This is a genomic window from Euzebyella marina (assembly GCF_003687485.1).
Lineage (GTDB): Bacteria > Bacteroidota > Bacteroidia > Flavobacteriales > Flavobacteriaceae > Euzebyella > Euzebyella marina.
In genome coordinates this window covers 4426474-4452389 of the sequence record NZ_CP032050.1, presented here as the reverse complement: position 1 = coordinate 4452389, position 25916 = coordinate 4426474, and the positions used below count along the sequence as shown (strand labels likewise).

Here is a 25916-nt window from a genome sequence, read left to right as displayed (position 1 = left end):
GGGTCTTAGATCAAATTTTTTGCTTTCAGGTTACGCTCTGTTCTTTTTATGGCCCATTGGTCTTTATAGTCCAGCCACTTTTGGCCCGCATACTTACGGGTAATATTATCGATATGGCGCATTATCATGACATTGTACAGCATGTTCGCAAAGCGGCCTGGTTTTCTGGGAAGGGCGCGCAGGGTCATCGAAAAGCCCCCGTTCAGGTAGCGTATCGAATGCCAATAGCCGCTGGGCATGTAAAGCGCATCACCATGGCTCATTTCCGCCCTGATACCTTCTGCATATTTAAGGGCAGGATACTTTTCAAAGTTTGGCTGCTGCATATCGATATCCTCCAGATTATGTATAGAAAATGGCACTTTATAAAGGTACTGTGTCTGCTCGGGCGAAAATAGGGTAACTTCTTTATCCCCATCAAAATGAAAATGCATGGCATCGGGCAAATCAATGTCGTAATGCATGAATACTTTTGATTTGCCCCCTCCGAAAAAGAGAGCGGGAAGCTTTTTGAAAAACTTCAGCCCCAAATCAGGATATTCAAAGTCATTGAGAAGCTCTGGCATTTCCTTTAAAATATTATAGAAAAAAATACGTAGATCGGTAGGCTCTGTTTTTAAGAGTTCGATATAGTCGTACAATTTCATTTTCTCGACCGGTTCGTAGACACTTTGCTTGTCTTTGGCCGGTTCGTTGTTATAAAGCGGTACTATTTGGTCACCCGCCTTCGATTGTACGTACTCAAGTTTCCATTTTTCATAGGCCGGCCAATCTTTGGTAAGCCCGGTGATGAGAACAGGTTTTTGTAGCTTGTAATAATTCTTAACGAAATCTTCTTTAGAGATATGCTCTACACGGGTAACGGGGCTGACCTTGAACGTTTCCATTATACGCCTATTTTAGTGTCTACTTCAGAACTGCTTTGGGTTATTTTATTAATCAAGTATTCACTGCCCAATATTTCTGAGCAGGTAACGACACCACTTATGGTAACCCCCAAAATGCCGTGCATATTTAGATTTTGGCCAGTCAAAAAGAGGTTTTCTATTTTGGTGCGGGGGGATATAAAGGATTTTAAGGGGCTTTCGACATCTTTTACATAACCGTACATCGACCCGCGATGGCAACCGATATAATCTCGGTACGACAATGGGGTAGAAGTGTGAATCGATTGTATACACTGCCTGATTTTAGGAAATTTCTTCTCTAGTTCTTTTAGAAAAATTTCAGCTTTGTCATTTTTGAATTCTTCGTAGGTCTGTCCGCGGCTATTTTTATTCGTCACTGTATTGAAGGTGCCCGCCCAGGGTTCTACTTCGTCAAACCTCATATAGGTAATAGCCGTAAGCTGATCGGCCCATTCGTCTTGGTTCTTGCGAACGCCCATCGAAACCATATAAGTGTCCGGCCAGCTTTCTTGTGTATACTCGGGGCCTGTCCACACTTTCGAGGGGTCTTTAAAATGGTAATAGTTGTAATTTAAATACTTGAAAGATTCCGGTTTTAGCACAATATGAAGGCTAAAGGCCGAAATAGTGCCCTCAATACTTTGTACCCTTCGATTGAACGATTTTCTGAAATGCTCTTCGCCCGCCAATTTTAGGGTAGTCTTGGGTTCTATATTTGAAATGAAAATAGACCCTTTCACAATATCGCCTTGCTCGGTTTTGGCCGAGACTATCTTTTCTCCGTCGCTTTGAAATTTGACAACTTCTTGGTGTTTGTAAGCTTCACCGCCGTGTTCTTTGAGTTTTCGAATCAGTAATTTGGTAATCTGGCTTCCGCCGTCAGCGCAGCGGTAAGCACTTTGAATAAAAGAATTGACCGAAAGGGCATGCACATAAAATGGAGTCTTGTCGGGGTCGCCAGCGTATAAAAGGTTAGAACCTGCAAGAACAGCCTGTAGTTTCTCATTTTTGGTCAAGGAATCGATAAAGCCCTTGGCCGGTATCTTGAATAAATCGGAGTCTTTATGGTAAGGTTTGCCAAGCTCTAGTTTATACAGCGGGAAACGGTTACATATTTCCCTTAATTTATCGCAGTAGGCCTTAATACCAGCTTCTTCCTCAGGAAAAAGGGTAGCCAATTTTTCTATAAAATTTTCATAACCCTGTGCATGTGGGTATTCGGTATGGTCATCGTCAAAGGTAATGCGGTCAAAACCGTCAGTATCGAGTTTGCGTAGCTCCAATCCCTCTAAAATATCGAGATATTCAAAATAACGATATAGGTTTTGCCCTTCATCTAAACCGCCAATGTAATGTACCCCGGTGTCGAAAATAGTGCGTTCACGTACAAAAGTCTGAAGATTGCCCCCGAACTGGTTGTTCTTTTCAAGTACGCAGACCGATTTGCCTTCGCGAGCCATGATATTGGCGGCTACAAGGCCTCCCATACCACTACCAACGATAACAACATCATAAAATTCCTTCATCTAGGCACTTCTTTTGAGCATTATAAAGGTATCATTTTGAAGCATAACTTCGAAACCTTCAATCGGGGAAGGTTTTTTGTTACCGCCAACAAGCACTATGGTGTTTAGGTTAGATAAGCTTTGTAGCTCCAATTTGTGCATGTCAAAGGCCGAGTTAATGATCAGAATTTCCACAGAATCTTCAATAGCTGATTCTAGTGTATTGAAAACCGAGATTTTACTATATCGATTTTTCAGGTAATGATGGCTTAAAATGGCACTTTGGTGACCATCTCGAATGTACGCGTTGATTTTTCGGTCGATGGAATCTAAAGATAATAATAAGGGTAAATGAACGTTCGCTTGCGCTATATAGGCCATCTTTGCCTTCTCGGGAAGCGTGTGCATTAATGCCTGATATCCTTCGGAATGCCTTTTAATGTCGGTTTTGACCTGTTGGTAAAGTGCATCGCCCTTGTACCTGAAATTTTCTAAGATAGTTTGATGCCAATAGGTAGGATGCTCTAGTTGTAAGCGCAACTTTCTGAATTCTGTTCTAAAATGGCTTCCGACCTGTTTGCCTTTTTGGGTATAATTTTCTCCGTAGCGTTGATCAAATGGTGAGATTCGCTCTAAAAATTGGGTGGTAATAGCTCCGTCGCGAATGATGAAACTTCCTTTAGGCGACACTTCTGAGCCACCATGAATCATAATGGGCAGTACATCAATTTGAAGTTGCTCGGCTAAATAAAAGGCACCTTTGTGAAAACGGGCTATTTTATTGGTATCCGAACGTGATCCTTCAGGAAAGGCTATAATCGAAAAGCCCTGCTCTATTTTTTTCTGTAAATGTAATTGTCCGTCCTCGATTCCTCCTGAAACGGGATAAGCTCCTGAGAGTTTGACAGAACTGCCGATTATTTTTGAATGGTACACATGGTCTTTTACAAGATAGACCGATTTGGGGTGCAACATACCCATAACCAAAATATCGAGAAAAGAACTGTGGTTGGCAATAAGAAGAGCCGGCTTTTGAAGACTTTCTTTGTTCGGAAGCGCAATCTTCTTTTTTACCATAGGATTCGTGTACAAGACTGATTTCATAAAGCTCGAGGTGATTTTATGAAGCCTTAATTGCGGTTTTTGCGCAGCCTTCGAATCAATTTTAAGGTGTACCCACGAATACAGGCTTAGCAGAAGTCCGCCTAAGTCGAAATAAGCGAACGATACTAATGAGTGTATAAGGATTCTAGGTCGAATAGGTCTTTTCTGGGGTCCTCCAATGAACAGTTTAAAAAGTAAAGGTTGTACGATAAAAGCGGTGAGGGCCGCACAGAATATACCTATCAAAGAAACAGTACTGATGGTGTACAATACGGGGTGTTTGGCAAAAATAAGAACACCAACACCAGCTATGGTCGTAATTACGGACAAGATTATCGATGTCTTGTGGGTCGAAAGGGCTTTTTCACCGGTACGGTATTCGGTCAAAAGACCATTGGTGATAAATATGCTATAATCAACCCCAAGGCCAAAAATAAAGCTGCATATGATAATGTTGAAAATATTGAACTCTATGTTCAATAACCCCATTATGCCTACGGTCAGAAACCAAGTCAGAAATATGGGGATCGCCGTAATCAGTGTCAGAACAAAACTGCGATAGAACAAGAGCAAAATCAATACTACCGCAATTAATGAATAACCAATAAGCTCATTAAAGTCATTTTTAAGATTACCTAAAAAAGTTTCGTTTACTTGTTGCCTATCGATAATCAAGGTGTTTGGCATATCGGCAAACTCTTCACGTACTTGGGGCATGGCTTCTGCGTCTACCTTCGCCAAAGAAGTAGCCGTAAACCCACTGCTATCGGAAACAAGATAGTCATCAGCAGAAAAGGACTTGACCGCGCTCAATTCTTTAAAGGTCAGATAGTCAAAATCTTTCTCCAATAAACCATAGAATGGTTCAAAAGTGGTGGGTTTAAAACCTAATTTCTGGCCGCTGTTTAAAAGGTTGTTTTTTAGGCTATCAATACGTCTCTGCGACCAAAACCTGCGCCACTCGTTCATTTTTTGCTGCTGTACGGCATCGGACTTTACCAAAGAACTGATTGAGCCAAAGTTGAGTACTTGGCCATCATCTTTTAGCGTTTCCAGTTTTTGATATATGCTGTCGTTTTGAAGTAAAACATCTTGCAATTTTTCGCCAAACGTGGCCAAGTAAATGGATTTAGAACCCATATCGGTCAGCTTTTCCAAACGTTCCCGAGCGGCAATTAAATCTTTGGTTTCGTAGTTCAGTTTGGCAATATCTTTATTGAACTGTACTTTCTGGTAGGTAAAGGCACTGGCAATTACAACTAAGACCAACCCGGAAAGTGCCCATTTGTTCTTATGCAGGTTATATGATGCCAAGCGTTCGAGTAATGTATTCTTATCGCTAATGGCTTTTTTGGGCTTGTACACTAAAGGAATAAACAATAGGGCGAAGACCGAGGCACCCAACACACTTACAGCGGCGAAAACACCTAAATCTTGCAGTGCCTGCGAATCTAAGAACAGCAGGCATAGAAAAGCAGAAGCGGTGGTAAGACTGCTCATTAGAACAGCCGGTGCTACCTCTTTATAGATACTGGAAATAGTGTTTCCCTCTCTTAGATGTGTAAGAATATGCAAACCGTAGTCAATAGTTACCCCTAGAAGTACCGAGCCAATGCCCAATGATATGGCCGATATTTTCTCTCGCACCAAGCAGAGCATGGCAATGGCCAAAAGACCACCGAAAATGGCCGGGGCAAACAGAATTAAAGGAAGGGCAATCTTTCGGTAAAAAACAATAAGTAATAGAATGAGCAGGGTCATGGCTATGCTTACCGTAAATTGTATGTCGTGCTTTATCTGTCGAGCATTTGAAACAGCGCTGAGGGCCGCCCCAAAATATTCGCTCTGTACCTTATTGTCGTATTTCTGGTTCAGTTCATTTTGAATACTATAGAGAGCTTCCGCAAAGGGAAGGTTTTTATTGGTCTCGTTCGAACCAAAACGTGGGGTAATAAATAGCAGTACATTCTGCTCCTGTTCATCTAAAAGAAAACCGTTCTTTACCTTAAAACCTTCACCGAAACCAAGCTTTTGCAATTTTTTGAGGCCAATAAAAGAAAGGCCCAGAGGATCCTTTACGATATTCTTTTTGGCAACAATACCAGCAGGAGATATTAAGGTGCGGTAATTAGCCCGAGTTATACGTTCAATACTATCATTGTTTAACTGTGAAGCGATTTTCACATAGTCTTCATCCTCCATAAAAAGAGGGAGATTTTCATAGACTAATTCGAAAGTATGCTGAATAACGTCTTCCGCTATCTTACCTTGAACATTCTTGATATACGTACCTTGTTTGGTCTCTACACTATCTAAAAACTCTGCAGCATAATTAGTGAGGTCATCTGTTGAGCCAGCGGACCCTTTTCGAATATTGACGACAATTTTGTCGGTAAAGGTGATTGATTTGAGAAGTTTTTGAACTCTTTGGGTTTCTTCGTTCACGGGAATAAGCGAACTGATATCATCATCGAACCTGATGTGGATAACAATGCTGGTAAGCCCCATTAATATAGCGATGAAGACCATTAATGCCCACCATCGCTTTTTAGCTATCCACCGGTATATGCGATAAAAAAAATCACCCATTTTTGAGGGTTAATTTTTTTCTTTTGGCCATTTGCGATAAAGTAAAATAACCGATGAGGCCGCCCAATAGAGAAACGGTAAAGGCTAAAATAAAACTACCTATCAAATAGGCCTTTAGGCCTTTTAATGCCAATAAGTTCTCGGCAATGGTATCAAATTGAAAAAAATGTTCTTCGCCCAACACCCAAGCACCAATTTGCAGGCCAGCAAACAGAATGAAGGGAATGAACGGTGGTAAGCTTACGTTTGATAAGGCAAATGCGATGGGTTTGTTCAACTTCAGCAAAAAGGCCCCACCCAATACGAGTAGCGTATGAAAACCCCAAAACGGACTCAGGCCCACGAATAGGCCCAAGGCAATCGAGAGGGCTTTTTTCTTTGGTGGGTCATCGCTTCCCAGCACGTCTTCCGAGAGAAATTTTTTGATTCCCTTGCTCTTTATTTTTCTAAAGAAGTCTCTTGGCTTGATATAGAAAAGCGCAACGAGCACTAAAAATGTGTTCAAGATACTTATACGGGTGAAGTCGGGTACCGTTCGAAAATGCGAAACCCTTTCTTTTTCATCATAGGAAATCTTGACAGGAACATTTTTGACCAAAGTTCCGTTCCAGGCGGCACGAACTATCACTTCTATTTCGAATTCGAACTTGGGCGTTCTAAATTTCATTTTTTGTAATTCGCGAAGCGGATAGAGCCTGAACCCGCATTGGGTGTCGGTCAACCAAATACCGGTTTCGAACCAGAACCAAAAATTAGAGAATTTGTTGCCGAAACTACTTTTACCGGGAACATCTGACTGTCGCATGTTGCGAGAACCAATGTATAGAACATTTTGGGTAGCCTCGTTTTCTAAAGCGGTAATGAAAATCGGTATATCTTCTGGGTAGTGTTGACCATCGGAATCAATGGTAATGACAAAATCATACCCATGGGCCACGGCCTCTGCAAAGCCGACTTTCAGGGCATTGCCCTTGCCCTTATTTTCAGGAAGTTGTATTTGGTGAATTTGATTATAACCTGCCAGCACTTCTGCAGTTCGGTCGGTAGCACCATCATTGACAACGATGATGTTCGAAGTCTGCAATAGAATACCATCCAACACCCGTTTAAGTGTCTTGGCATTGTTATAGGTAGGAACAAGTACGCAGCATTTAAGTTCTTGCATGCGCGCTTGTACATTGGGTACGGTGGTCGACAAATTGGTCACAGTTTAAAACAATGGCTCGAAATAAGCTTGAGCTTTTAGGGGTTGTTCAATGCTATGAAATACTGCTTTTATTTAACAATGTGACCCAATTGTAGCGTTAAATCGACAGCCATGTTCGTTACTATTTCAAAGATAGTGATTCAGAAACCTAAAACAACTGCTTTTGGTCTTCTGAAAAACTTTCCGACTGCTGCACAAACCCTTTTACAAATTTTTTGGCGCTGTCATCGTCCATACCTTCGTAGTGATCAAGAATGTATTTGCGGTCTTCTTCTATTTCTTTATGATACCCAGTAATTTTTGGCACGTTTTCTTGAACACTGAGGCGAACACAACGAATTTCTACATTCTCAGGGTCCTTTAGAACTGCTTGCTCCAAGAGGTCTCTCCCTTCCTTGAAATAATTTTTTTTATCCTTAAAACCGTCGGCGTATCGGGCCATCATCGCAGTCACGGCCCCTTTGTAAGCCACCAATGTACTTTGGTCGTTATTGGCGACCGAACTCAAGTCATCATAGAGTTTTTTTAATACCTGCTCACTTTCAGCTGCCTCTATGTAGGCCTGCCTTACCTGAACAATATCAGGGGCTGTGCTCGGCAGCCATAACATTAATAAGAAAAGTACCGCTTTAAAATTCATTAGGCTACTATTTTGAATGTTGCACTCAATTTTAATGCCATTGTTTCCTCAAAACTAACAGTGGTCTTGACCTTGACCAACCCTTCGTTTTCAGAGATATTCAGTTGAAGGTCAATGGCCTCATTTTTTTCAGGATTAATGATAGCCATAAATTTTACATTGGATGCGGTGGTAAGAAAAAGATCTTGACCCATTTGCTCTTCGGTCAATTCTTTTATCATTTGAATCATACATACACCTGGCATTACAGGATTGCCGGGAAAATGACCTTCAAAAACTTCGTGGTCTTTATTTAATTTTACTTTGGCATTCAGCGTATTTTCTTCTGTGTTCGTTTCGATTACCGAATACAATCCTTCTATCAACATGTTCTATAGTTTAAATTTATATGCAGCGCCAATTTGAAAAACGCCGTTAAGATTACTGCCCGGTTCTTCGTAAAGGTCGTCGGCTCCTAAAAAATCAACACTTATGGTGCCTTGTTTATAACGGGCTTCCAGAGCTAAGCCAAAGGGGAATTCATAACCCAAGCCTCCCAACACCACCACATCTAATGGCGATATTTCGTCGTCGATGTTGAAGTTGGTGAAATTGACAAAATTGTTCTTCAGATTAATGTCAATACTAAGGCCAATTATAAAATGGAATCCGTTTAATGGGGTAACATAGAACTTGTTGGGCACCCCGATGGAAAGATAGTGAATGTTCACATCGCCATATTCTTCTGAATTCGATTCGCCTCCCTGTTCGGAATAAAGAATTTCCGGTAGCAAAGTATAGTAATCGGTAATGGGAATTTTAACAAAGCCCCCCACATAAATTCCGGTTTTAGAATCAAGGGTGGTCTTGCTGATGGTAGAGTTATTCCACCCGCCTTTGATACCCGGTCTCACTTGAGAGTGGCAGGTGGCAGTAAATACAAATAATATTATCAAAGCCTTTACCAAGTTCATGGGAGCGCCGTTAATGTGATTTTTAGTTGAATATTCTCGTGGGTAATATTGATTTGGCCGGCAAAATCGTTCTCTATGTTTGCAAAATGATGTTTTACAATCACCTTACCGTTTCTAGTCCTAACAATATCCTTTAAGTCTTCGCTATCAAAATAAAAATAGTGCTTTTTAGAAAGTATGTTGGTCTCGATCAAACGATTATTTGTCTTGCTGAATACCTGTTCTACTGCGGGCTTTTCGAGTACCAAGGCTTTTAAGTCTCGTTTAAGAATATTGATCAGTATTTTCTTGTCGAGCTCTTTAAGTATTCGATTGACAGTAAAGCCGTTTTGTTGAAAACTAAAATCGAACAATGTATTGCCCATTTCAGTAGTGAATAATATTCGATGCGTTTTCTCCCCTAATTTCTTGATAATAAAAAGGCCTCCTATTTTATTGCCCAAGGCATCGATGTTAGCCTTGTAGACGTAATCTTTATCTGGGTTGGAGAAATAAGGGTTAAGTACGTTTTGAGGTGGAGTTTCTTTTGTAACCACCTTGAAATTGTTTTTTTTCGGATAGGAAGCACAACCAAAAATCAAAAGAAAGCAGATACTACTGAGAAAAATCCGCATTGGAAAGGGCTTCGTTCGTTTTTCTATTGTGAAACTCGATTCTTGTAAAATCTCCGGATGGCTCGATCATCTTTACCTGCACCACTTCTCCCTTCTTGTCGAAACGAATGTGAAAGGCATTGATGAATTCTGAAAATTGGGGGTCTTTGGGTGAAAAATGCACCAAGTCGGACTCGGTATCGGTGAAAAATTTCATTGAAAATTCCTCTTCATCGAACATATCTCCCCTAATACTGGATGCAATCAAGCGATTAAGCCTTTCGAAGAGCTTGCTGCCACCCACATCTAAATTACTTTTATTACCATCGTCGTTGATGAATATGGTACGGTCTTTAAAAACTATTGAATAGTTGTAAGGCTTGGTATATTGCCATTTGACCATATCGGGAGCTTTAAATTTCAACACGCCACTTGATTCGATATCATTCGATAAAAAATCGATATGCTTGAACTGTGTAAAATCGCTAGAAATGGTTTGCGTGGCATCAGCCAATTTTTTGACTTTTGCTTTTAGCGCTTCTGATTGGGTGGAATTCATTTCAGTTTGTGCTTCAGCCAAATTGCTCCACAGAGCAAGTGATGCGCATAATAAAACGAGCCCTTTTTTAGAAGTATTAGGAATAATCCATTTGATTTTTTTGATCATGGTACTAAACATAGGCTCTAATTTCCAGCAATTGGTCAACGGTGACCGACTGTAGTTTTTTATCCTTCAAAAATACCAATAACCGTTCCAAAACGGCTATGCTTTTGCTACTGGTATCATGTAAAAGTATAATGTCGCCCTTAGCCACTTTTGAAACAATTCGATTGTAGACCATATTTTCAGAACGGGGCGTAGTGTCTAGCGAACGTACATTCCAGCCAATTGATTTCAACTGAAGCTCTTCGACCACCTTTTCTATTGAGGGGTTGGTAACCCCGAACGCCGGCCGATACAAATCCATCTTTCGGCCGCTTAATCGCTGTACGGTCTCTTTTGCTTTTTGAAGCTCATTTTTGACTTCTTCCACCCCAAAAAAACCAAATGAACGTGAATGCGTAAAAGTATGGTTTCCGATGGTATGTCCTTCATCAATAATACGCTCAAGTATTGATGGATGAGCCTCTATTTTTTCGCCGATACAAAAGAAAGTTGCCTTTGCCGAATATTTCTTTAAGAGATCGAGCACCTGTGGTGTAAATTCAGGATCAGGGCCATCGTCAAAAGTAATGGCTACCCAATCATGTGGGGTTTTTTTGTTGGAATGATAAGAAGTCAGGTGAAAATTCCACTGTATGAAAAAAGACCCGCTGAGCGTTACCAGAAACCAAGCGATAACTATAAGGGCATACCAATACCAACCTATCGCATAAAATGAATCAAGAACAATCAATGCTACCAGTAGAACAACCGTGGTAGGATAGATTACCCTTCTTCTAATCAAACGGCTTAACATTTTTTCAGTAAGGTGAGACTGTGGTTTTCCCCTCTGTATTGATTGTAGATCAAAATGGTTTGTGGAGCTTCTTTTGAAGAATCACCCAACTGCACCACTTGAGGAACAAAACCATGTTTCAGAATTTTGTTGGCCAGCCAAAAGCCAAATCCGGAAGCCGTATCAAATTCACCTGATAAATGTTTGAAATAAGCCTTCGGGGTATTCTTAAAAGACTCTTGTGATAAGGCTTCGTAATAAGTATCAAATTCCACATCACCGTTATAACCCAAAATCAGCAAATCGATGTCATCGGAGGTCATTTCTTGTTCTTTCAAAAAAGACAAGGCTTCCTTCTCAATTTCATCACGTTCAAGAGAATTAAATGTCCTTATACCCAACAATTCGGAATAAGCGTTTTCCCCTTTTTTATTGGATACCACAAAAAAATGCGATCCCTCGGAAAAGATGGCTCCTTTTGAACCACTGTCTAAAATAGACATGGTTTCTACCGGGTCTTTTTTTATATGGCCTATAAGGCGATGGGTACTGACATGGTGTTCTACCAACTCATCGACCCCACCGGTCAAAATGGTACTTGCTTCATCATTCATTAGTTGCATATGGGCATCTAACAGTGCGGACTCAAATGAAATAGATGAATGTACATAGGTGAAATTATGCCCTTTACAGCCCATTCCCAAGGCGATTTGTCCTGCAACGGTGTTGTGCGAAGATTGTATAAATCGGGTAGGGGTAAGAAACTGTTCGTTGTTATCGATTATATCGCTAACAAACTTTTCGGAATCACCGATACAGCCCAAACCAGTACCAACGATAATGGCATCGACCTCCGATTCTTCAGTATTCGCTTCCGTAAGGGCATTTTTGGCGCTAACGGTACTCATTTTTATTCCTTTGGCCATTCTTCGGGCGGCCGCAGGCGGAATAAAATCTTTATAGTTCGGGTCGATAACCCTTGTTACGGTCTCATTATAAGTAACCACCTTGTTTAAAAAACTGGTATTGTCATAGGTTTTTTGGGCTGAAACCGAACCTACACTACGTATGTACACCTTATTTTTCATTGATTCTTTGAGAAAATAAGAGTGGAACAATTACCTCCGAAACCGAACGAATTAGACAATACGGTATGCAAGCTTTTTTCTTTTTTTTCCGTAACCGGAGTAAGATCAAACTCTTTCATTGGAGTTTTGAAATTCAAGTTGGGAAATATGACATTATGCTGTAATGCCAATACGGAATAAACCGCTTCAACCCCTCCAGCCGCGGCCAATGTATGGCCCGTAAACGATTTGGTCGAACTAAATTCGGGGACATTTTCGCCAAAAATTCGAATTAACGCTCTGCCTTCCGAAAGATCGTTGTTAGGTGTTGCCGTACCGTGCGCGTTAACATAATCAACTTCCTCAGGCTTTAAGTCGGCTACTTCCAATGCTTTTTGCATGGCGAGTACCGCACCATCGCCATTTTCGGAAGAGGCGGTTTGGTGAAAGGCATCGTTGGCATTGCCGTATCCCTTTACAAATGCCAATGGCTTTTTATTTTTCTTGGCAACCAACTCATCGGATTCCAATACAAGATAGGCAGCGGCCTCCCCTAAATTAAGTCCCTTTCGGTCGTCATCAAAAGGAGTGCTAAATGTATCGGATAAAATCATCAATGTTTTAAATCCATTGATGGTGAATTTTGAAAGACTATCGGTGCCACCAACAACCACTCGGTCTAACTGCCCTGATTTGATCATTCTGGCACCCAACATAATGGCGTTGGCAGCAGATGAACATGCGGTGCTTATAGTGGTCACAAAACTTTTTTCTAGACCTAGGTATTTGGCAATTTTGTTGGTTGAATCACCCGCATGCAAGCCAGTAATATGTTGACGCACTTTTGGGTTATCGGTGTAGTCGTAGAAATATTGCTCCGACTTATCCATTCCGCCAACGGTCGTGCCTGAAATCAGTCCGGTCTTAAACTCATTAACGTCGGTTATTCCGGCATTTTCCAATGCTTCTCTTGCTGCTATGGCACCAATCAGAACCGTTCGCGACCATTGGTCCGCTTCTATTTTTAACTGATTTTCTAAATCTGAATTGGTTCCGGAAATTTCACCGACCATTATTTCATTTTCATGAATGGTAGTGATTTGGGTAATTCGGTCAATACCGATTTTATTGGTAGAGAGCGACTGGTAATTTTCTGCTACATTGTTACCAATGGCAGAAATGATACCCATTCCGGTTATTGCTACCCCTTTACCCATCGTTTTAGTTTACGGAACTTAGCCGTGTGAGAATTTATCGGCTTCTATTGGCTTCTATATAAGTGGCCATGGTCTGAACTGATTCGAAAATCTTTCTTCCCTCTTTTGGGTCGGCCAATTTAATACCGTAATCTTTATCAAGCATTACGATCAGCTCAAGGGCATCGATAGAATCTAACCCCAAACCTTCGCCAAAGAGCGGGTCATTATCCTGAATCTCATCTACTGCAACGTCTTCAAGGTTAAGTTGCTCTATGATTTTCTCTTTCAGCTGTTGTTTTAACTCACTCATTGGTATTGATATAATCTTGTTATTTCTTCTTTTGTATGTACTGTAGAACCATTCTTGGTCACTAAATACATAAATGCTTCATATTTATCTTTATCTACATCGACCCAACCACATAATACAGAGTCTGCCTTTTTCGAATCAATAAGGCTTGCGCCGTATTCATACAAATAATCTGCATTGAATTGATCAAAGATAAAAAAACTATTTTCAGAATATAGTTTATGTCTTATGCTAATTTCTCCGATGCAAATATTGGGCAGGGTGTATACAAATACTGCCGGACTCGGATAAAAATTAGAACTGTCGCTAATCGATTCTTGGTACTTTCGGTCGGTATCGAGACTGGATGCCCTGTTTGAAAGAACTATAGCTATGTTGCTGCCCTCTTCAGGCATTTCTATTGACTTTAGCAAAACTTCGGAAGCCATGAAGGCCAACTTGCTCAGACCATCCATCTTAAAAAACTTTGGATAATCAGTTTGAAAGTTTTGGTAGGCCGATTTAAGAAAGGTGTTGAGGTCAACGGCTTCATTTTCATATACCAAACTGCCATTGAGCGAAATGGCATTGTTTTTTACATGGCAATAATTTGATATGAAGTACGTGTTCTCCAATTTTCAATAATCACTTTTTTTTACAGACCAACATGGTATGAAATTCCCCAACGGCAATTTCTTCTTTTAAAGTAAGGCCAGCTGCACCAATCAATTCTATAAACTCAACCGCTTTGTACATTTTACTATTTCCGTTAGCCAAAGCCGTAAAGTATAAAGACGTGGCTTCTAAAGTAAAGCGAGCATTGTCAAATTTTTGTCTATCAGTAAAGGTTTCGATAATAATGAGCTCAGTTTCAGCATCCATGGCATTCTTACAGATGGTTAGAATCTTGAGGATCTCCTTTTTTGAGAAACAATCTAAGAACTGGCTCATCCAAATGGTATCGGCTCCTTCGGGAATAGTTGGATCTTCTGAGAGCCAATCGATTTTCTGTCCCGAAATACGATTTTCAAGTCCTTTTTGTTTGGCATTTCCCAAAGCCTTTGATAATTGACCGGGCAAATCAAAAATTTTGATAGATACGTCGGGGTTATATTCAGCGCAAAGTATGGCAAATTTTCCTGTATTGCCACCTATGTCAAAAAGGGTTTTTGGCTGGTGCCTAAAAACCTTAGGTAGGGCCTCCCCGAAAATTTCGTCGCTATAAAAATGGTCAAAAGCGAACCATGATTGTTGAATTTGCTCTGGTAATTTAGAAAGACCTTCATAAATGGTCGGCCAATCACCTAATTCTTTAAGACCAGCGGGCTTGCCAGTCGCTATGGCTTCTGGTAAATGATAAAGGCCTTGATAGCAAACGTCTTGCGTAAAATTGAGATTGGCTTCCGTCATCTTATGATAGTTTAGAAAGTATCCGATTTTGGTCAAATCGTAGTTGCCTTCACTATCTTGATCAACAATATCCATACTTTCGGCTACCTCCAGCAGAACACTTAGTCCGTATTCAGTTATATCAAGAGCTTCAGAAAGTTGATTTAATTTGGTGTTGCTTTCTCTGCTGTGCTCAAAAATATAGTCCAAAACACCTAGCTTCCGTAAAGATACCGTCGTTTGAAACACAAAGGGGGCAAATGCAATCTTCTGGGCTTCTTCAAGCGCCTGAATAGCCTTCATAGGTTTTTTGGCCATTTTTATGTAAATCTATTGGTGGGCAAATTTAGGGATTGAAGACCAATTAGAAAACCAATGTTAAAATATTAGATGGAAAGGGTTAGCTATTCAATTTTTTAAAGAGAACAGCGGTGTTCGACCCACCGAAGCCAGAGGCAGTTTTCAAAAAGATATTCAAGGTTTTTTCCGTTGTGTCTTTAATAATGTTCAAAGGGCGTGACACCCCCATTTCTTGAAAGCCCAAAGAAGCGTATAAAGTGTTATTCTTTAACGAATGCATGCCTACAATTGTTTCGAGAAGGCCTGAAGCACCCAAGGTATGCCCAAAGTAACCTTTTAAACTGTTTAAAGGAACTTCGCTAAGACCTGATCGGTCAAAAGCAATCGATTCCATTTCATCATTATAGGGGGTAGCCGTACCATGGGCCGAAATGTAATCTACCTGATTGGCTGAAATAGCAGCTTCTTTCATTGCCGATTCGATGCTTCGATGAAGACCTTCACCCGTTCTTGAAGGCCCTGAAATATGATTGGCATCGTTGCAAGAGGCATCACCCATAACTATTACTGATTCTTCAACAGCCAATGAATGGTCATTAGTGACCAATACGCTTGCTGCTACTTCACCGATGTTGATTCCCGACCGTGTTTGGCAATAAGGCCTACAGGGCAAATCGCTCAAAGCCTGAAAAGCATTAAAGCCTGAGATGATGAATTGCGTTACCAAATCACCCGCTACCACAAAAACGTGGTCAAATTTGTCTTGTTTTATCAGTCTTTTGGCCACGGAAATCGCCAAGACACCTGAAACACAGGCATTCGATAAAACTATAGGTTCAGTCTCAAAGTGAAAGAAATTTTTAAGCTGTGCTGCCAGCTCACCTAAATAAGCTCGATTTTCGTTAAATGAAGAATTGGGGTCTAAAGCATCGATATTGCCTTTCGTGGTCGAAACAATCAGCCCTACGCGCTCATTCAAAGGGTGTTCAAATGACTTTAAGGTATCGCTGAGCGACGCGATCATCATTTTTTCAAGCTTTGTATACTTTTGACGGGTGCCCAATTTTGAATAGGAACTTTCAAGAAGGCCCACATCAATCATAGATGAGTAAAAAGGACGATCAAGTATATCTTGATCTATTATTTTCTCTAGTCCTGATTCTTTCTTGGAAATTTTATCAACAACAGTAGCGCTGTCAAAACCAAGAGATGAGATAATATTGTTATATGAAATGATAGGGTTATTCATCAAGTAGGCCCACTTTAATTTTCCAGTCCCTAAAAAAATCGGGTAGGGTCAATGATAATTCGCCTCCCAGTTCCACAAAAACCTGAACGGTTTCCCCAGTACAGACCACTTGACCTTCAGGGTTTAATATTTGATACCTGAAAACCATTTTGGCGGCGGCCGAATCAATGTAGGTAGCCTTTACTTTAACTACATCGCCGTAAGCCAGTGGTAGCTTATGCTCACATTTAGAGGCTACTATGGGTGTAGAAAAATTATGGGCTTTTTGGTCTAAGTACGAAATACCATGATGTCTGCCGAAAGCTTCACGAGCATCTTCAAAAAACTGTATGTAATTGCCGTGCCATACAATGCCCAATGGGTCGCACTCTGAGAACCGCACTCTTACTTCACTCGTGTAACTTAATTCTTTTGATGTTTCAGACGGCATTTTTTCTCTCATTATAGAAGATGGAAATTCCTGTGGTGATTAAGAAAAACAAAAATAGCAAAGCAATTTCGGGAAGCAGTTCAATAATACCCACATTTCTTAAAAATACATCGTAGAATGCGTTCAAGCCCCAATTCATTGGTGATATGCCCGATAGAACCTGCATGAATTTGGGCATGGCAAATACAGGTACCCAAACCCCGCCCAAAGCGGCCAGTATAACGACAAAAGTAGCACCGAATGGGGCTGATTGTTCTTGAGATTTGGCAATGGTGCCCAAGAGAAGCCCCAGGCCAACAGCTGCCAGACCGGCAAAAAATGCGACCAAAAATAGAAATGAAAGCTTGCCCGCGACCGATAATTGCGGAAGACCTAATAATGGAAAAAGGTACACCCCGACAATTAACATCAAAGCGAACTGAATAAGTGCGACACTTAAAAACACAATGGTTTTACCACCAAGTACCGTAGCATACGACACAGGGTTCGTACGTAAGCGAACGAACGTGCCCAAATTCTTTTCTTTTACCATGTTGATGGAAAGGGGCAGAATGATAAAGAATATGGCAAAAAGCGTCCATGCCGGAATGTTGTGCTGTGTTGAATTTGGGATGACATTGTTTTCGGAAACACTGCCCGGCGCAATTTCTTTAAAGGTGATAAAAGGTTGGGTATCGAATATTTTTTCTTGTGGGTCATCGGTCAATTCTTCTTGAAATGCCTTATAAATAGATTCCGTTTCGATTTTGGAAACCATTTGGTCAATACCACTTTTTATAGCATTTCTAAATGAGATCTGTGTCGCGGGATCAAAGTAAAGTTTTACCTCTTTAGGCTCTATAATTGATTTGGCTAAGGGAATGTTCTCTTCTTCCATGCCAAATCGGTCCAAAATGCCCGATACATTTTCCTCAACTTTCTGTTTTAGGTTTTTAGATAGATTTTGAGGTATGACAATCGCTAGCTGATAATCGCCATTTTGCACCAATGCTTCCGCCTTCTCTTCTGTTGGTTGGGCAATTACTTCAAATTGATCGCTTGTTTTTAAGTTCTCTTGAATGTTTTTGGAAACAGTGCCTTGGTCTAAATCAACCAATAAAATAGGGATTTTAGATTCTTTAAGGGTTTTAAAAGTGCCGTCTTGTATTACGGTAATAGTTATTACCAAAAGTAGGGGCATAAGAAAAAGAATGGCCAGACCCCCGAAATCTCTGGTAAGCAGTAAAAATTCTTTATTTGCTGAGGCCCAAAGTTTATGCATAATCCCTCAGTGCTTTTCCAGTTCTTGCCAAAAATACCTCTTCAAGATTTTCGGCTTCTTTGTGCTCTTTTATCAAGGTTTTAGGCTCTCCTTTGCAGATAATTTCTCCCAAATCTATAATGGCGATATGCGAGCAGAAATTTTCTGCTTCGTTGAGGTGATGAGAGGTATAGAGTATGGTGGTACCTTTCTGGTTAAGTTCTTTGAGGTAATTGATAATAGCATTTTTTGATTGCACATCAACACCAACGGTAGGTTCATCTAAAAACAACACTTTCGGTCGATGTAGTATGCCAGCAATTAAATTCACCCTCCTTTTCATTCCTCCAGAAAATGTGTGCACTTTTTTATTAGCAAAAGTGCCAAGGCCCAATATTTCTAGATGTTCTTCGATTTTTGAATGAAGTGCCGACCCTTTAAGACCATACATACTTCCGAAGTACTTTAAATTTTCGAATGCGGTCAAAGAGGGATATAATGCATATTCCTGGGGTACGATTCCGATTATCTGTTTGAGCTGTTTCATTTCGTTCTGATAACTCAAACCATCGATGGTAAATGAACCGGAAGTAGGCTTCAACAAAGAACTGAGCATTGAAATTAGCGTAGTCTTTCCTGCACCATTCGGACCTAATATGCCAAAAATCTCCTTTTCGTAAATCGTAAGATCTAAATTGCGAACCGAATACCGATCGGCATCCTTATATTTTTTTGAAAGTTGGCGAATTTCAATCATACGGCTTTTCGTAAGGCCTTGAAAAAGGCTTCTTCCCGATTGGCAATTTCGTTCAATTGGTTCGAAATCGACTCATAACCAACGGCTTCTCCGTTTCTATTTTTGTAGATGCGTGAGGCTTCTAAAGCGAAATCTCTCCAAGAATCCCCGATTTGGGTCATTTCCTTGGAAAAATCCTTTAAGCTCTCATTTTCGAGAACTTCGCTGGCCTCTTGCAAGAAAGCAGCATAAATATAGCGAAAACCGCCACCGCCGGTACCTATTTCCTCCTGCATTCTAACAATCTGGCCTAAATAGTGATTGGCTTTTTTTGCGCCCAATTTTTTGGGCCACGATTTTATATTCTTGGCGACCCATCGCATGGCCCGTACGCCAACTATCGGAGCGGGGGCGACCATGTCGCGGCAGGTATGTTTGATACCCTTAACAATGGCACTCTTCAGTTCAAGTTTTTCAGGAAAGGAAATTGGATAATACATATGGCCTTTTGGGGCAAACGCGCCTTTTGCAAAGCGAACTTTTTCCAATTGCTTGTCAGTTAAAGTAGTGACATCGGCCATAACTGGATCGCTGATCAAATAGTCATCTCCTTCTTTTCCATAGACCACCATATTATGGGCGTTGAAATGAAAACGATACTCATCAGGAAAGTAGATCAGGTTGTAAACACCCACTTGAAGACCTACCGGATTGTCTTTGGCCAAATTCTCATCAAGTCTGGCCTTGGCCTTCTTGGGGTCGCTAAACTTTTCCCTTTTAACCTTCACGCCGACCCTTTTGGCAAACCTGTTGAACACAAAACCTGGCATGGCCCGGTACGTAAAAACAGGGGCATAGTTGACCTTGATAAAGGGCAGATAGCTGAATAAAAGGCCTGACCCGATACCGAAAACCATAGGTTCGCTTACCTCAAAGCCATTGTGTCTCATTAAGTTTGATACCACTCCGTTTTCGCAATGTGCAGATTGCTTATGGGTAAAGTCGATTTGCATTATGAGTTTTTTATATGCTGTAATTCATCTATGCCAATTTCAAAAACGTCGGCATATTTCTGTAAAATTTTGGTAGATAATTTCTTGAAGACGGATGGTTTGAAGTGTCTTTTGACTTTCCATTGCCATAGCCCCACATAGCTGGCCAAAATAGGAAGATCCATTTTATGCAGTTCCATATAGTACTCAATAGGGCTTGTTTCGTTATTGAGAACTCTTTGTCTGGCATCTTCGACCCGCTCTTCAATTTCTTTCATGGCATTGTCGAGAGCAATGGTCTTGGGTTCCCAGCCTGTACTCAATTCGGTGACATAGTTGCCATTTTCATCCACCGCATAGACCATATCTTTAATATTGGCCTTTTGTAATTGACTTTTGTCTTGTGGTACCTCTTTTTTTTTCATTTTCAATCAAGTATCAGCTTCATTTTCTGCCGTGGGGTAGTCAATTCTGGTACTGTTTCAAGTATAATCTTAAGCTCCGATAACCATTATCGGTTATACTTCATGTATTAAAAAATTAAAGGTACAATCTACGATTAAATCATCATTTCTAAAAGTGGAAGAAGTAATGGTACAAACGCTCATACTCCCGGTGTCGAAGCGGGAGAGTAATTTGGCCTTGGTGACCAACAGGTCGTTTACTTTTGGTAGTGCTTTGATCTCGACTTTTTTAATGGCACTAATGTAGCCGACCAGCTTATTTCCCGAACCTTCTAAGTCTTCATCGTCGAAATAACTTTGCCCAACGATAGCCGTGCTTGCCTGTGCAGCATTCTCGATAAGACCAGCTTCGGACAAATAACCCTTCGCATTTAAAAAAATGCAATTGTCACTGATTTCAAAATGGGTTATGACCGAATCTTCATCTAGGTACGGGGTTACCGTAGCCATAAGCATCGGGGGTCGATGCGGTAAAAAGTTTTTGATATTGATGTCGTAACGGGCCTTTTTCATCTACTGTTTGGCCAAGGCCGTTTTCATTTCACTGGTAGCCAAGAGAGTTCCTTCGCACTCAATCTTGGCCTTTACCAAAGTAACATCCATAATGTCATGAAGAATATCAACTGTGGTAACCAAGGTTTGGTCAACCTTTGGCAGTTTTAAGACTTCGGTTGACTTAATGGCACCTATATAACCGGTTGGCGCAGGTTTGTTCAATAAAAAGTACTTGTAACCTGTATGAAGTGCGATGGTTTGGGCCATATTCTCGATAAGACCTGGAGCTGTGAAAAAATCTTCACGTACCAAAATGTTGTTTTGCCTGATGGTATAATGCGAAACCAATCTTTTTTCATCGTATTCTACCAGTGAATCGACCATTACGAAAGGTGTCTTTTGAGGTATCAGTGACAAAAGAAACTCACCTTCTGCGATATGGTTTTCAGATGAAGTCATTAACAAACGGTCAAATACGCGTACATATAGGAGAATCGGGCACTTTCAGGTACGTGAAAAAGTATTTTATCACCTTTCTTCAGTTTGCCGGAAGCAACTAATTCTTCAAGCATTACATAAATAGATGCAGCCCCTATATTACCTACATTCTGTAGGTTTAAAAACCATTTGTCCCAAGGCATTTCTATACCTTGTTCTTTCATTTCGTCGTATAAGCCCTGCTTGAAGTAATATGAAGAAATATGAGGTAGATAGTAATCGACATCTTCTGGACCGATACCGTGTTTTTCATAAGTCATTTTAAGACTATGAACACCTTTTTTTAGAATGTTGTCACCCAAAAGGCGGGTATCTTGCTTCATGGCAAAAAGGGATCTTTGACCCCATTCTTCGGCGGGAAATTCACTCCATGGAGTCAAGGTTCCGTTTTCTTCTTTGTCGGCACCGGCGTACATACAGGTTTCCATTTCAAAGGCGTAGCTGTAGCCATCCATCCACTCGATTTTCAAAGGAGTATTGCCTTTGGGTTCGCTTTCTAAGAGAACTGCACCTGAACCGTCTGATAGCATCCATCTTAAAAATTCTTTGTTGAAAGCCAAAATAGGGCTCTCTTCCAGATTTTTAAGGTGCTCGACTTCGTTCTGAAAAACCCTTTCCTTCATCCATGAAGAGGTGCGTTCAGAACCTGCACACGCTGCATTTTTAGTTTCACCGGCCTTCACTGACAAATACCCGTATTTAAGAGCGTTCATTCCCGAACAGCAGGCACCGGATGCAGAATTGATTTCCATATTACGGTTTTTTAAAAAACCATGAACCATACTGGTGTGCGAGGGTAATATTTGATCGGGGCTAGAGGTGCCGCAAGAAAGCAGTTCAATGTCTTGAACAGTAAAATTTTCGTCGCAGAGACCCTCTACCGCCGCTGCCGCTAATTGAGCATTATTATGTGTGGTTTCGCCCTTTTCGTCTATGGCGTAATATCTTGTTTTTATTTGATTGTTTCGGAGTACAATTCTTCTAGCTTTAGAGGCCCGACCGTCAATGATTCCAAGCTTTTCTTCCATTTGATCATTGTCTACCGGCTCATTGGGTAAAAATTTGGAAATTCTCGTGATGTAAACGTCCTTCATCAATTTTCATTTAATGCAACGGAAGAATAATAGATTCGTTCTCTCTTCCTTTTGGGGGTCATGGGCAAATAAGTCAGCAAAAATACGATAAAAACTATAGGAGCTATGACCCAAATAGCAAATAACAAATAATATTTGAACAAACCAATCCATTTCAAACGATTGGGATTTCCCTGTCCTCCTTTTTTGATCAGGAAGTTGGCCCATTTTGAAAATAGAACGTTGCCGCGTTCATCGGTTCGCACTAGATAGGGGTTGACCCGAACGGCGTCTAGTTGAAGTAATTTATCTTGTAAGTCGTTAAAGCTATCGCTTAGAAGCGCTTCTCTAATTGGTGCACCAAATCGATTGGCCTTGGCAATTTCAGTGTCGGAAACCCCCGGTTTTGGAAAGATGCCGAACAAGCGATCTTTTTTGCCGTTGATCATCCAATGCTGTATGGTAATAACACTTATGTGGTTGATGTGCCTATCTACAAGTGCGATGTGCCCAACTAGATGGGCGTTAAGTGATTTTAAGTGTATCTTGATTTTTTCTTGGGCCTGGATCCACATATTTCTGCAGGCCACCAAAGTTACCACCGGGGTGTCTTTGAACAATTTTTTAGCGGTATCTGATTTAAGAAACGAGCTGATAGGTCTTGAGGGGGTCAAGAACCAAACTTGGTAGCCCAAAATGATCAAGTCGTATTTCTTACTAAGAATTTTTTCGCTTGGCTGGTTGGTTTCTTGAGGAATCTGCAAATACGATTCCGGAAAAACATCGTAGAACTCTTCATTTTTCCAAGGGAAATCATAGGCTGGTTCCGGAACTATTCTGTGGTAATCGATATTGATATTTTCTCCCCCAAGGGTCGATTCAACATTTTTTAAAATATCGTGTAATTGGCCCGTTTGGGTAAAGTAAATAATGAGAACTTCTTTCATTCTTTTTTAAGGTCTTTCCAAAAGTCGAAAAAATTAAACCATTGTAGGGGGTATTTTTTAATAATCCACTCCATACTTTGTGTGTACTCGTTCAAAAGACCTTGTGCATCACGAGCCTTGAAGTTAGCTTTTCGGGCATACAAGCTATAATGCTTTCGGGTCTCTTTCATTACATATACAAATAATACGGGCATATTAAGACGAGAGGCCAACAAATAAGGCCCCAACGGAAATTCGGCTTCTTTGCCAAGCAAACTCGCCTTTAAAGTTTTGGTGCCTGGCAGGTATCGGTCTCCGGTAAATACTACCAAACCGCCTTTGTCTAGTGCCGAGTGAATTTCAAAGATGTGCGACATGTCATCTTTGACCAAAATGAAATCAAGTTGCGATTTCACCACGATACTATCCATATAATCAAGTATGCTCTGCTGCTCGTCACGGGTGGTGACCATACTGATCTTGTTGATATTATACCTGTTTTCAAGAAAGTAATGGGCAATTTCAAAGTTGCCAACATGACCACTGATGAGAATACCGCCTTGACCTTCTTTTAAAAGGTCGTCAATATACTTAATACCGTCGTGTGTGTAGGTGAATTTCTCTCTTAGGCCGGTAGATATGGCAACTCTATCAATTAAAATTCTCCCCAGGGTATAATAGCTACTATAAATGTTAAGAATGCTTTTCACTGGAGAATATCCTAATCTCTTATGAAAATATTGGTAGATGCATTTAGAGCTTTTGAACGAAAAAAGAAAATAGTAGAAAGCGACAAATCGGAGTACAAAATAAGCGACACCTATGCCTAGTTTTCTTAGAAGAAAAATAAAAATCTTATAGCCCAGTAGGTTGCCCCTTGATTGTCCCTCCCATTCAGCCATTTATGTATCGGTATTTGGCCTAACTGTGCCTTTGTAAGGTATGTAGATACTAAAAACTGTATTTGCTATAAGCTGGCTACCTCTGGCCCTGGTCATCTTTGTTTGGGTTTTGGTATAGGGTATTGAAGAATTTTAGAAGTAAATTTAAGCCAATTTCTTTTCTATTAGGTCATAGAAATTTTGAAGTGTGTGTACGTTCACAAAGTCTTCGCCCACTAATTTAACTCCAAAGTTACTTTCAACGGCCACGACTAAATCAACGAAGTCTAGGCTATCTAAGTCTAAGGCATCTTTAAGGTTGGCCTCAGGTCTGATCTCATCCTCATCTACTTCAAATTCATCGATGAGAAAAAGGTTAATCTTCTCAACAATCTCTTCTTTGGTCAATGTCATCTCTCACTTGCTTTTTTAAGTATCAGTGCCGAATTTGTTCCGCCAAATCCGAATGAGTTGGACAAAAATACATCAATTTTTTTGTTTAAGGTTTTCTTAACAATATTTAATTTCCCCGAATCTTCATCAGGGTTTTCAAGATTGATATTAGGTGCTATGAACGAATTTTCCATCATAATCAACGAGTAGATAATTTCGCTTGCTCCTGCCATCCAACACTCATGTCCTGTCATCGATTTGGTAGAACTAACGTAGGGGTTGCTCTTTCCAAACACCTCAAAAATAGCCTTTGCTTCATTGGCATCGCCGACAGGGGTCGAGGTTGCATGGGCGTTTACGTAATCTACCTCTGAAGCTTGCATTTCGGCATCTACAAGTGCACGTTGCATTGCCCGCGCCGGGCCGTCAACATTGGGGGTGGAGATATGATCGCCATTTGACGAAAAGCCATAGCCCACAATTTCAGCAATAATTGGAGCGCCCCTTTTTACGGCAGACTCATAGCTTTCAATGATTAAAGTGGCACCACCGCCACTGGGTACTAGGCCATTTCGGTCTTTGTCAAAAGGTTTTGATGCCTTTTCAGGATTGTCAATATTCGTAGCGAAAACTCCTAAGCCATCAAAACTGCCCATAGCCTCTTGATTGATTTCTTGGGCCCCACCGGCAATTATGCAATCTTGTAGACCACTCTTAATAAGGTGATAGGCCAAACCAACCGAATGGGATCCACTGGCACAGGCAGCACTAATGGTTAAATTGATGCCCCTCAGTTTAAAAATGGTCGAAAGGTTCATGGTAACCGTAGAGTTCATGGCCTTGAAAATAGCGCCTGAACCCACTAGGGTGGTATCTCCTTTTTCTCGAATGATGTCAACGGATTCTACGGTTGCTTTAGCAGTACTGTCATTGCCATAAAGAATACCGACTTCATTTTGCTCTAAAAAACTATCATCGATTTTGGCATTTTTTAGGGCCTCAATGGTGGCCATATAAGCGTATTGGGCTTCTTGCCCCATACTTATGCGCTGTCTTCTCGAAAGTAATGATTTTAGGTCGGGTTCTTCAACAAAACCGGTAATAGGAGAGCGATAACCGAAAGAAGCACGGTCTGGATCATAAATGATTCCCGATTTTCCTTCATATAGCGAATTTTTTACTTCTTCAAGGTTTTTGCCGATGCACGAATAAATGCCCATGCCCGTAATAACTACTCTCCTCATTCTGTCACTGTAGATGTTTGGTATGCCAACCTAATATAATAAAGTTCTTGCTTCTAACGGGTTTTTAAACTGAAAATTGCTGACCTCTGAAATTGAAATGGCACCCGTATTTT

28 protein-coding genes are annotated in these 25916 nt (G+C 40.7%); all 28 read right to left on the bottom strand.

The annotated features are described in order from the left end of the window. Positions 1-5 precede the first annotated feature (5 nt). Positions 6-887, bottom strand: a complete 882-nt coding sequence (locus D1013_RS19110; protein ID WP_121850351.1) for a cupin-like domain-containing protein — start codon at positions 885-887, stop codon at positions 6-8. Beyond that, complete coding sequence (locus D1013_RS19105) at positions 887-2434, bottom strand: phytoene desaturase family protein (RefSeq protein ID WP_121850350.1); 1548 nt, start codon at positions 2432-2434, stop codon at positions 887-889. Before D1013_RS19105 ends, D1013_RS19110 begins: the two co-directional genes overlap by 1 nt. Next, positions 2435-6106, bottom strand: coding sequence for an MMPL family transporter (locus D1013_RS19100; protein ID WP_121850349.1), 3672 nt, complete (start codon positions 6104-6106; stop codon positions 2435-2437). After that, positions 6099-7271, bottom strand: a complete 1173-nt coding sequence (locus tag D1013_RS19095; RefSeq protein WP_121850348.1) for a DUF2062 domain-containing protein — start codon at positions 7269-7271, stop codon at positions 6099-6101. Before D1013_RS19095 ends, D1013_RS19100 begins: the two co-directional genes overlap by 8 nt. Before the next feature lie 190 nt (positions 7272-7461). Beyond that, complete coding sequence (locus D1013_RS19090) at positions 7462-7953, bottom strand: hypothetical protein (RefSeq protein WP_121850347.1); 492 nt, start codon at positions 7951-7953, stop codon at positions 7462-7464. After that, positions 7953-8321, bottom strand: a complete 369-nt coding sequence (locus D1013_RS19085) for an ApeI family dehydratase (RefSeq protein WP_121850346.1) — start codon at positions 8319-8321, stop codon at positions 7953-7955. The genes D1013_RS19090 and D1013_RS19085 overlap by 1 nt, the downstream gene beginning before the upstream one ends. A gap of 3 nt (positions 8322-8324) precedes the next feature. Continuing rightward, entirely contained in the window at positions 8325-8906 is a 582-nt protein-coding gene (locus tag D1013_RS19080; protein WP_121850345.1) for a porin family protein, read from the bottom strand. Then, positions 8903-9442: a flexirubin biosynthesis protein LolB2 gene (locus tag D1013_RS19075; RefSeq protein ID WP_240467923.1), complete on the bottom strand. Its 540-nt coding sequence runs from the start codon at positions 9440-9442 to the stop codon at positions 8903-8905. Before D1013_RS19075 ends, D1013_RS19080 begins: the two co-directional genes overlap by 4 nt. Positions 9443-9500: 58 nt before the next feature. Further along, positions 9501-10166 (bottom strand): flexirubin biosynthesis/transport protein LolA2, encoded by a 666-nt coding sequence (locus D1013_RS19070; protein ID WP_225621397.1) that lies wholly within the window; start codon positions 10164-10166, stop codon positions 9501-9503. Between the two features lie 4 nt (positions 10167-10170). Further along, positions 10171-10959, bottom strand: coding sequence for a polysaccharide deacetylase family protein (locus D1013_RS19065; RefSeq protein WP_121850343.1), 789 nt, complete (start codon positions 10957-10959; stop codon positions 10171-10173). Further along, positions 10953-12026 carry a beta-ketoacyl synthase N-terminal-like domain-containing protein gene (locus D1013_RS19060; protein ID WP_121850342.1) on the bottom strand — a complete coding sequence of 358 codons (1074 nt, stop codon included), beginning with the start codon at positions 12024-12026 and terminating at the stop codon, positions 10953-10955. Before D1013_RS19060 ends, D1013_RS19065 begins: the two co-directional genes overlap by 7 nt. Further along, a complete protein-coding gene (locus D1013_RS19055) occupies positions 12023-13222 on the bottom strand; it encodes a beta-ketoacyl-[acyl-carrier-protein] synthase family protein (protein WP_121850341.1) in 1200 nt (399 codons plus the stop codon). The genes D1013_RS19060 and D1013_RS19055 overlap by 4 nt, the downstream gene beginning before the upstream one ends. A gap of 34 nt (positions 13223-13256) precedes the next feature. Next, positions 13257-13514, bottom strand: coding sequence for a phosphopantetheine-binding protein (locus D1013_RS19050; RefSeq protein WP_121850340.1), 258 nt, complete (start codon positions 13512-13514; stop codon positions 13257-13259). Beyond that, positions 13511-14128 (bottom strand): 3-oxoacyl-ACP synthase, encoded by a 618-nt coding sequence (locus D1013_RS19045; protein WP_121850339.1) that lies wholly within the window; start codon positions 14126-14128, stop codon positions 13511-13513. The genes D1013_RS19050 and D1013_RS19045 overlap by 4 nt, the downstream gene beginning before the upstream one ends. A 10-nt stretch (positions 14129-14138) precedes the next feature. Beyond that, positions 14139-15200: a methyltransferase gene (locus D1013_RS19040; RefSeq protein WP_121850338.1), complete on the bottom strand. Its 1062-nt coding sequence runs from the start codon at positions 15198-15200 to the stop codon at positions 14139-14141. An 82-nt stretch (positions 15201-15282) separates the two neighbouring features. Beyond that, the gene (locus D1013_RS19035; RefSeq protein ID WP_121850337.1) at positions 15283-16431 is read right to left on the bottom strand and encodes a beta-ketoacyl synthase N-terminal-like domain-containing protein; all 1149 of its coding nucleotides are present in this window, start codon (positions 16429-16431) and stop codon (positions 15283-15285) included. Further along, the gene (locus D1013_RS19030; RefSeq protein ID WP_225621398.1) at positions 16424-16861 is read right to left on the bottom strand and encodes an acyl-CoA thioesterase; all 438 of its coding nucleotides are present in this window, start codon (positions 16859-16861) and stop codon (positions 16424-16426) included. The genes D1013_RS19035 and D1013_RS19030 overlap by 8 nt, the downstream gene beginning before the upstream one ends. Further along, positions 16851-18122, bottom strand: coding sequence for an ABC transporter permease (locus D1013_RS19025; RefSeq protein WP_121850335.1), 1272 nt, complete (start codon positions 18120-18122; stop codon positions 16851-16853). Before D1013_RS19025 ends, D1013_RS19030 begins: the two co-directional genes overlap by 11 nt. Further along, positions 18115-18858, bottom strand: a complete 744-nt coding sequence (locus D1013_RS19020; RefSeq protein WP_121850334.1) for an ABC transporter ATP-binding protein — start codon at positions 18856-18858, stop codon at positions 18115-18117. The genes D1013_RS19025 and D1013_RS19020 overlap by 8 nt, the downstream gene beginning before the upstream one ends. Beyond that, entirely contained in the window at positions 18855-19850 is a 996-nt protein-coding gene (locus D1013_RS19015; RefSeq protein WP_121850333.1) for a BtrH-related acyltransferase DarH, read from the bottom strand. The genes D1013_RS19020 and D1013_RS19015 overlap by 4 nt, the downstream gene beginning before the upstream one ends. Further along, positions 19850-20254 carry a flexirubin biosynthesis protein DarG gene (locus tag D1013_RS19010; RefSeq protein ID WP_121850332.1) on the bottom strand — a complete coding sequence of 135 codons (405 nt, stop codon included), beginning with the start codon at positions 20252-20254 and terminating at the stop codon, positions 19850-19852. The genes D1013_RS19015 and D1013_RS19010 overlap by 1 nt, the downstream gene beginning before the upstream one ends. Before the next feature lie 93 nt (positions 20255-20347). Further along, positions 20348-20806, bottom strand: coding sequence for a hotdog family protein (locus D1013_RS19005; protein ID WP_121850331.1), 459 nt, complete (start codon positions 20804-20806; stop codon positions 20348-20350). Then, positions 20807-21247, bottom strand: a complete 441-nt coding sequence (locus D1013_RS19000; protein ID WP_121850330.1) for a hotdog family protein — start codon at positions 21245-21247, stop codon at positions 20807-20809. It lies immediately after the preceding gene. Continuing rightward, positions 21247-22380, bottom strand: coding sequence for a dialkylresorcinol biosynthesis protein DarB (locus D1013_RS18995; RefSeq protein ID WP_121850329.1), 1134 nt, complete (start codon positions 22378-22380; stop codon positions 21247-21249). Before D1013_RS18995 ends, D1013_RS19000 begins: the two co-directional genes overlap by 1 nt. Beyond that, on the bottom strand, positions 22380-23306 hold the full coding sequence (locus D1013_RS18990; RefSeq protein WP_121850328.1) for an NADPH-dependent FMN reductase family protein: 927 nt from the start codon (positions 23304-23306) through the stop codon (positions 22380-22382). The genes D1013_RS18995 and D1013_RS18990 overlap by 1 nt, the downstream gene beginning before the upstream one ends. Then, positions 23303-24187, bottom strand: coding sequence for a lysophospholipid acyltransferase family protein (locus D1013_RS18985; protein WP_121850327.1), 885 nt, complete (start codon positions 24185-24187; stop codon positions 23303-23305). Before D1013_RS18985 ends, D1013_RS18990 begins: the two co-directional genes overlap by 4 nt. 144 nt (positions 24188-24331) lie before the next feature. Beyond that, positions 24332-24574, bottom strand: coding sequence for an acyl carrier protein (locus D1013_RS18980; protein ID WP_121850805.1), 243 nt, complete (start codon positions 24572-24574; stop codon positions 24332-24334). A 2-nt stretch (positions 24575-24576) separates the two neighbouring features. After that, positions 24577-25803 carry a beta-ketoacyl-[acyl-carrier-protein] synthase family protein gene (locus tag D1013_RS18975; RefSeq protein WP_121850326.1) on the bottom strand — a complete coding sequence of 409 codons (1227 nt, stop codon included), beginning with the start codon at positions 25801-25803 and terminating at the stop codon, positions 24577-24579. Positions 25804-25916 lie beyond the last annotated feature (113 nt).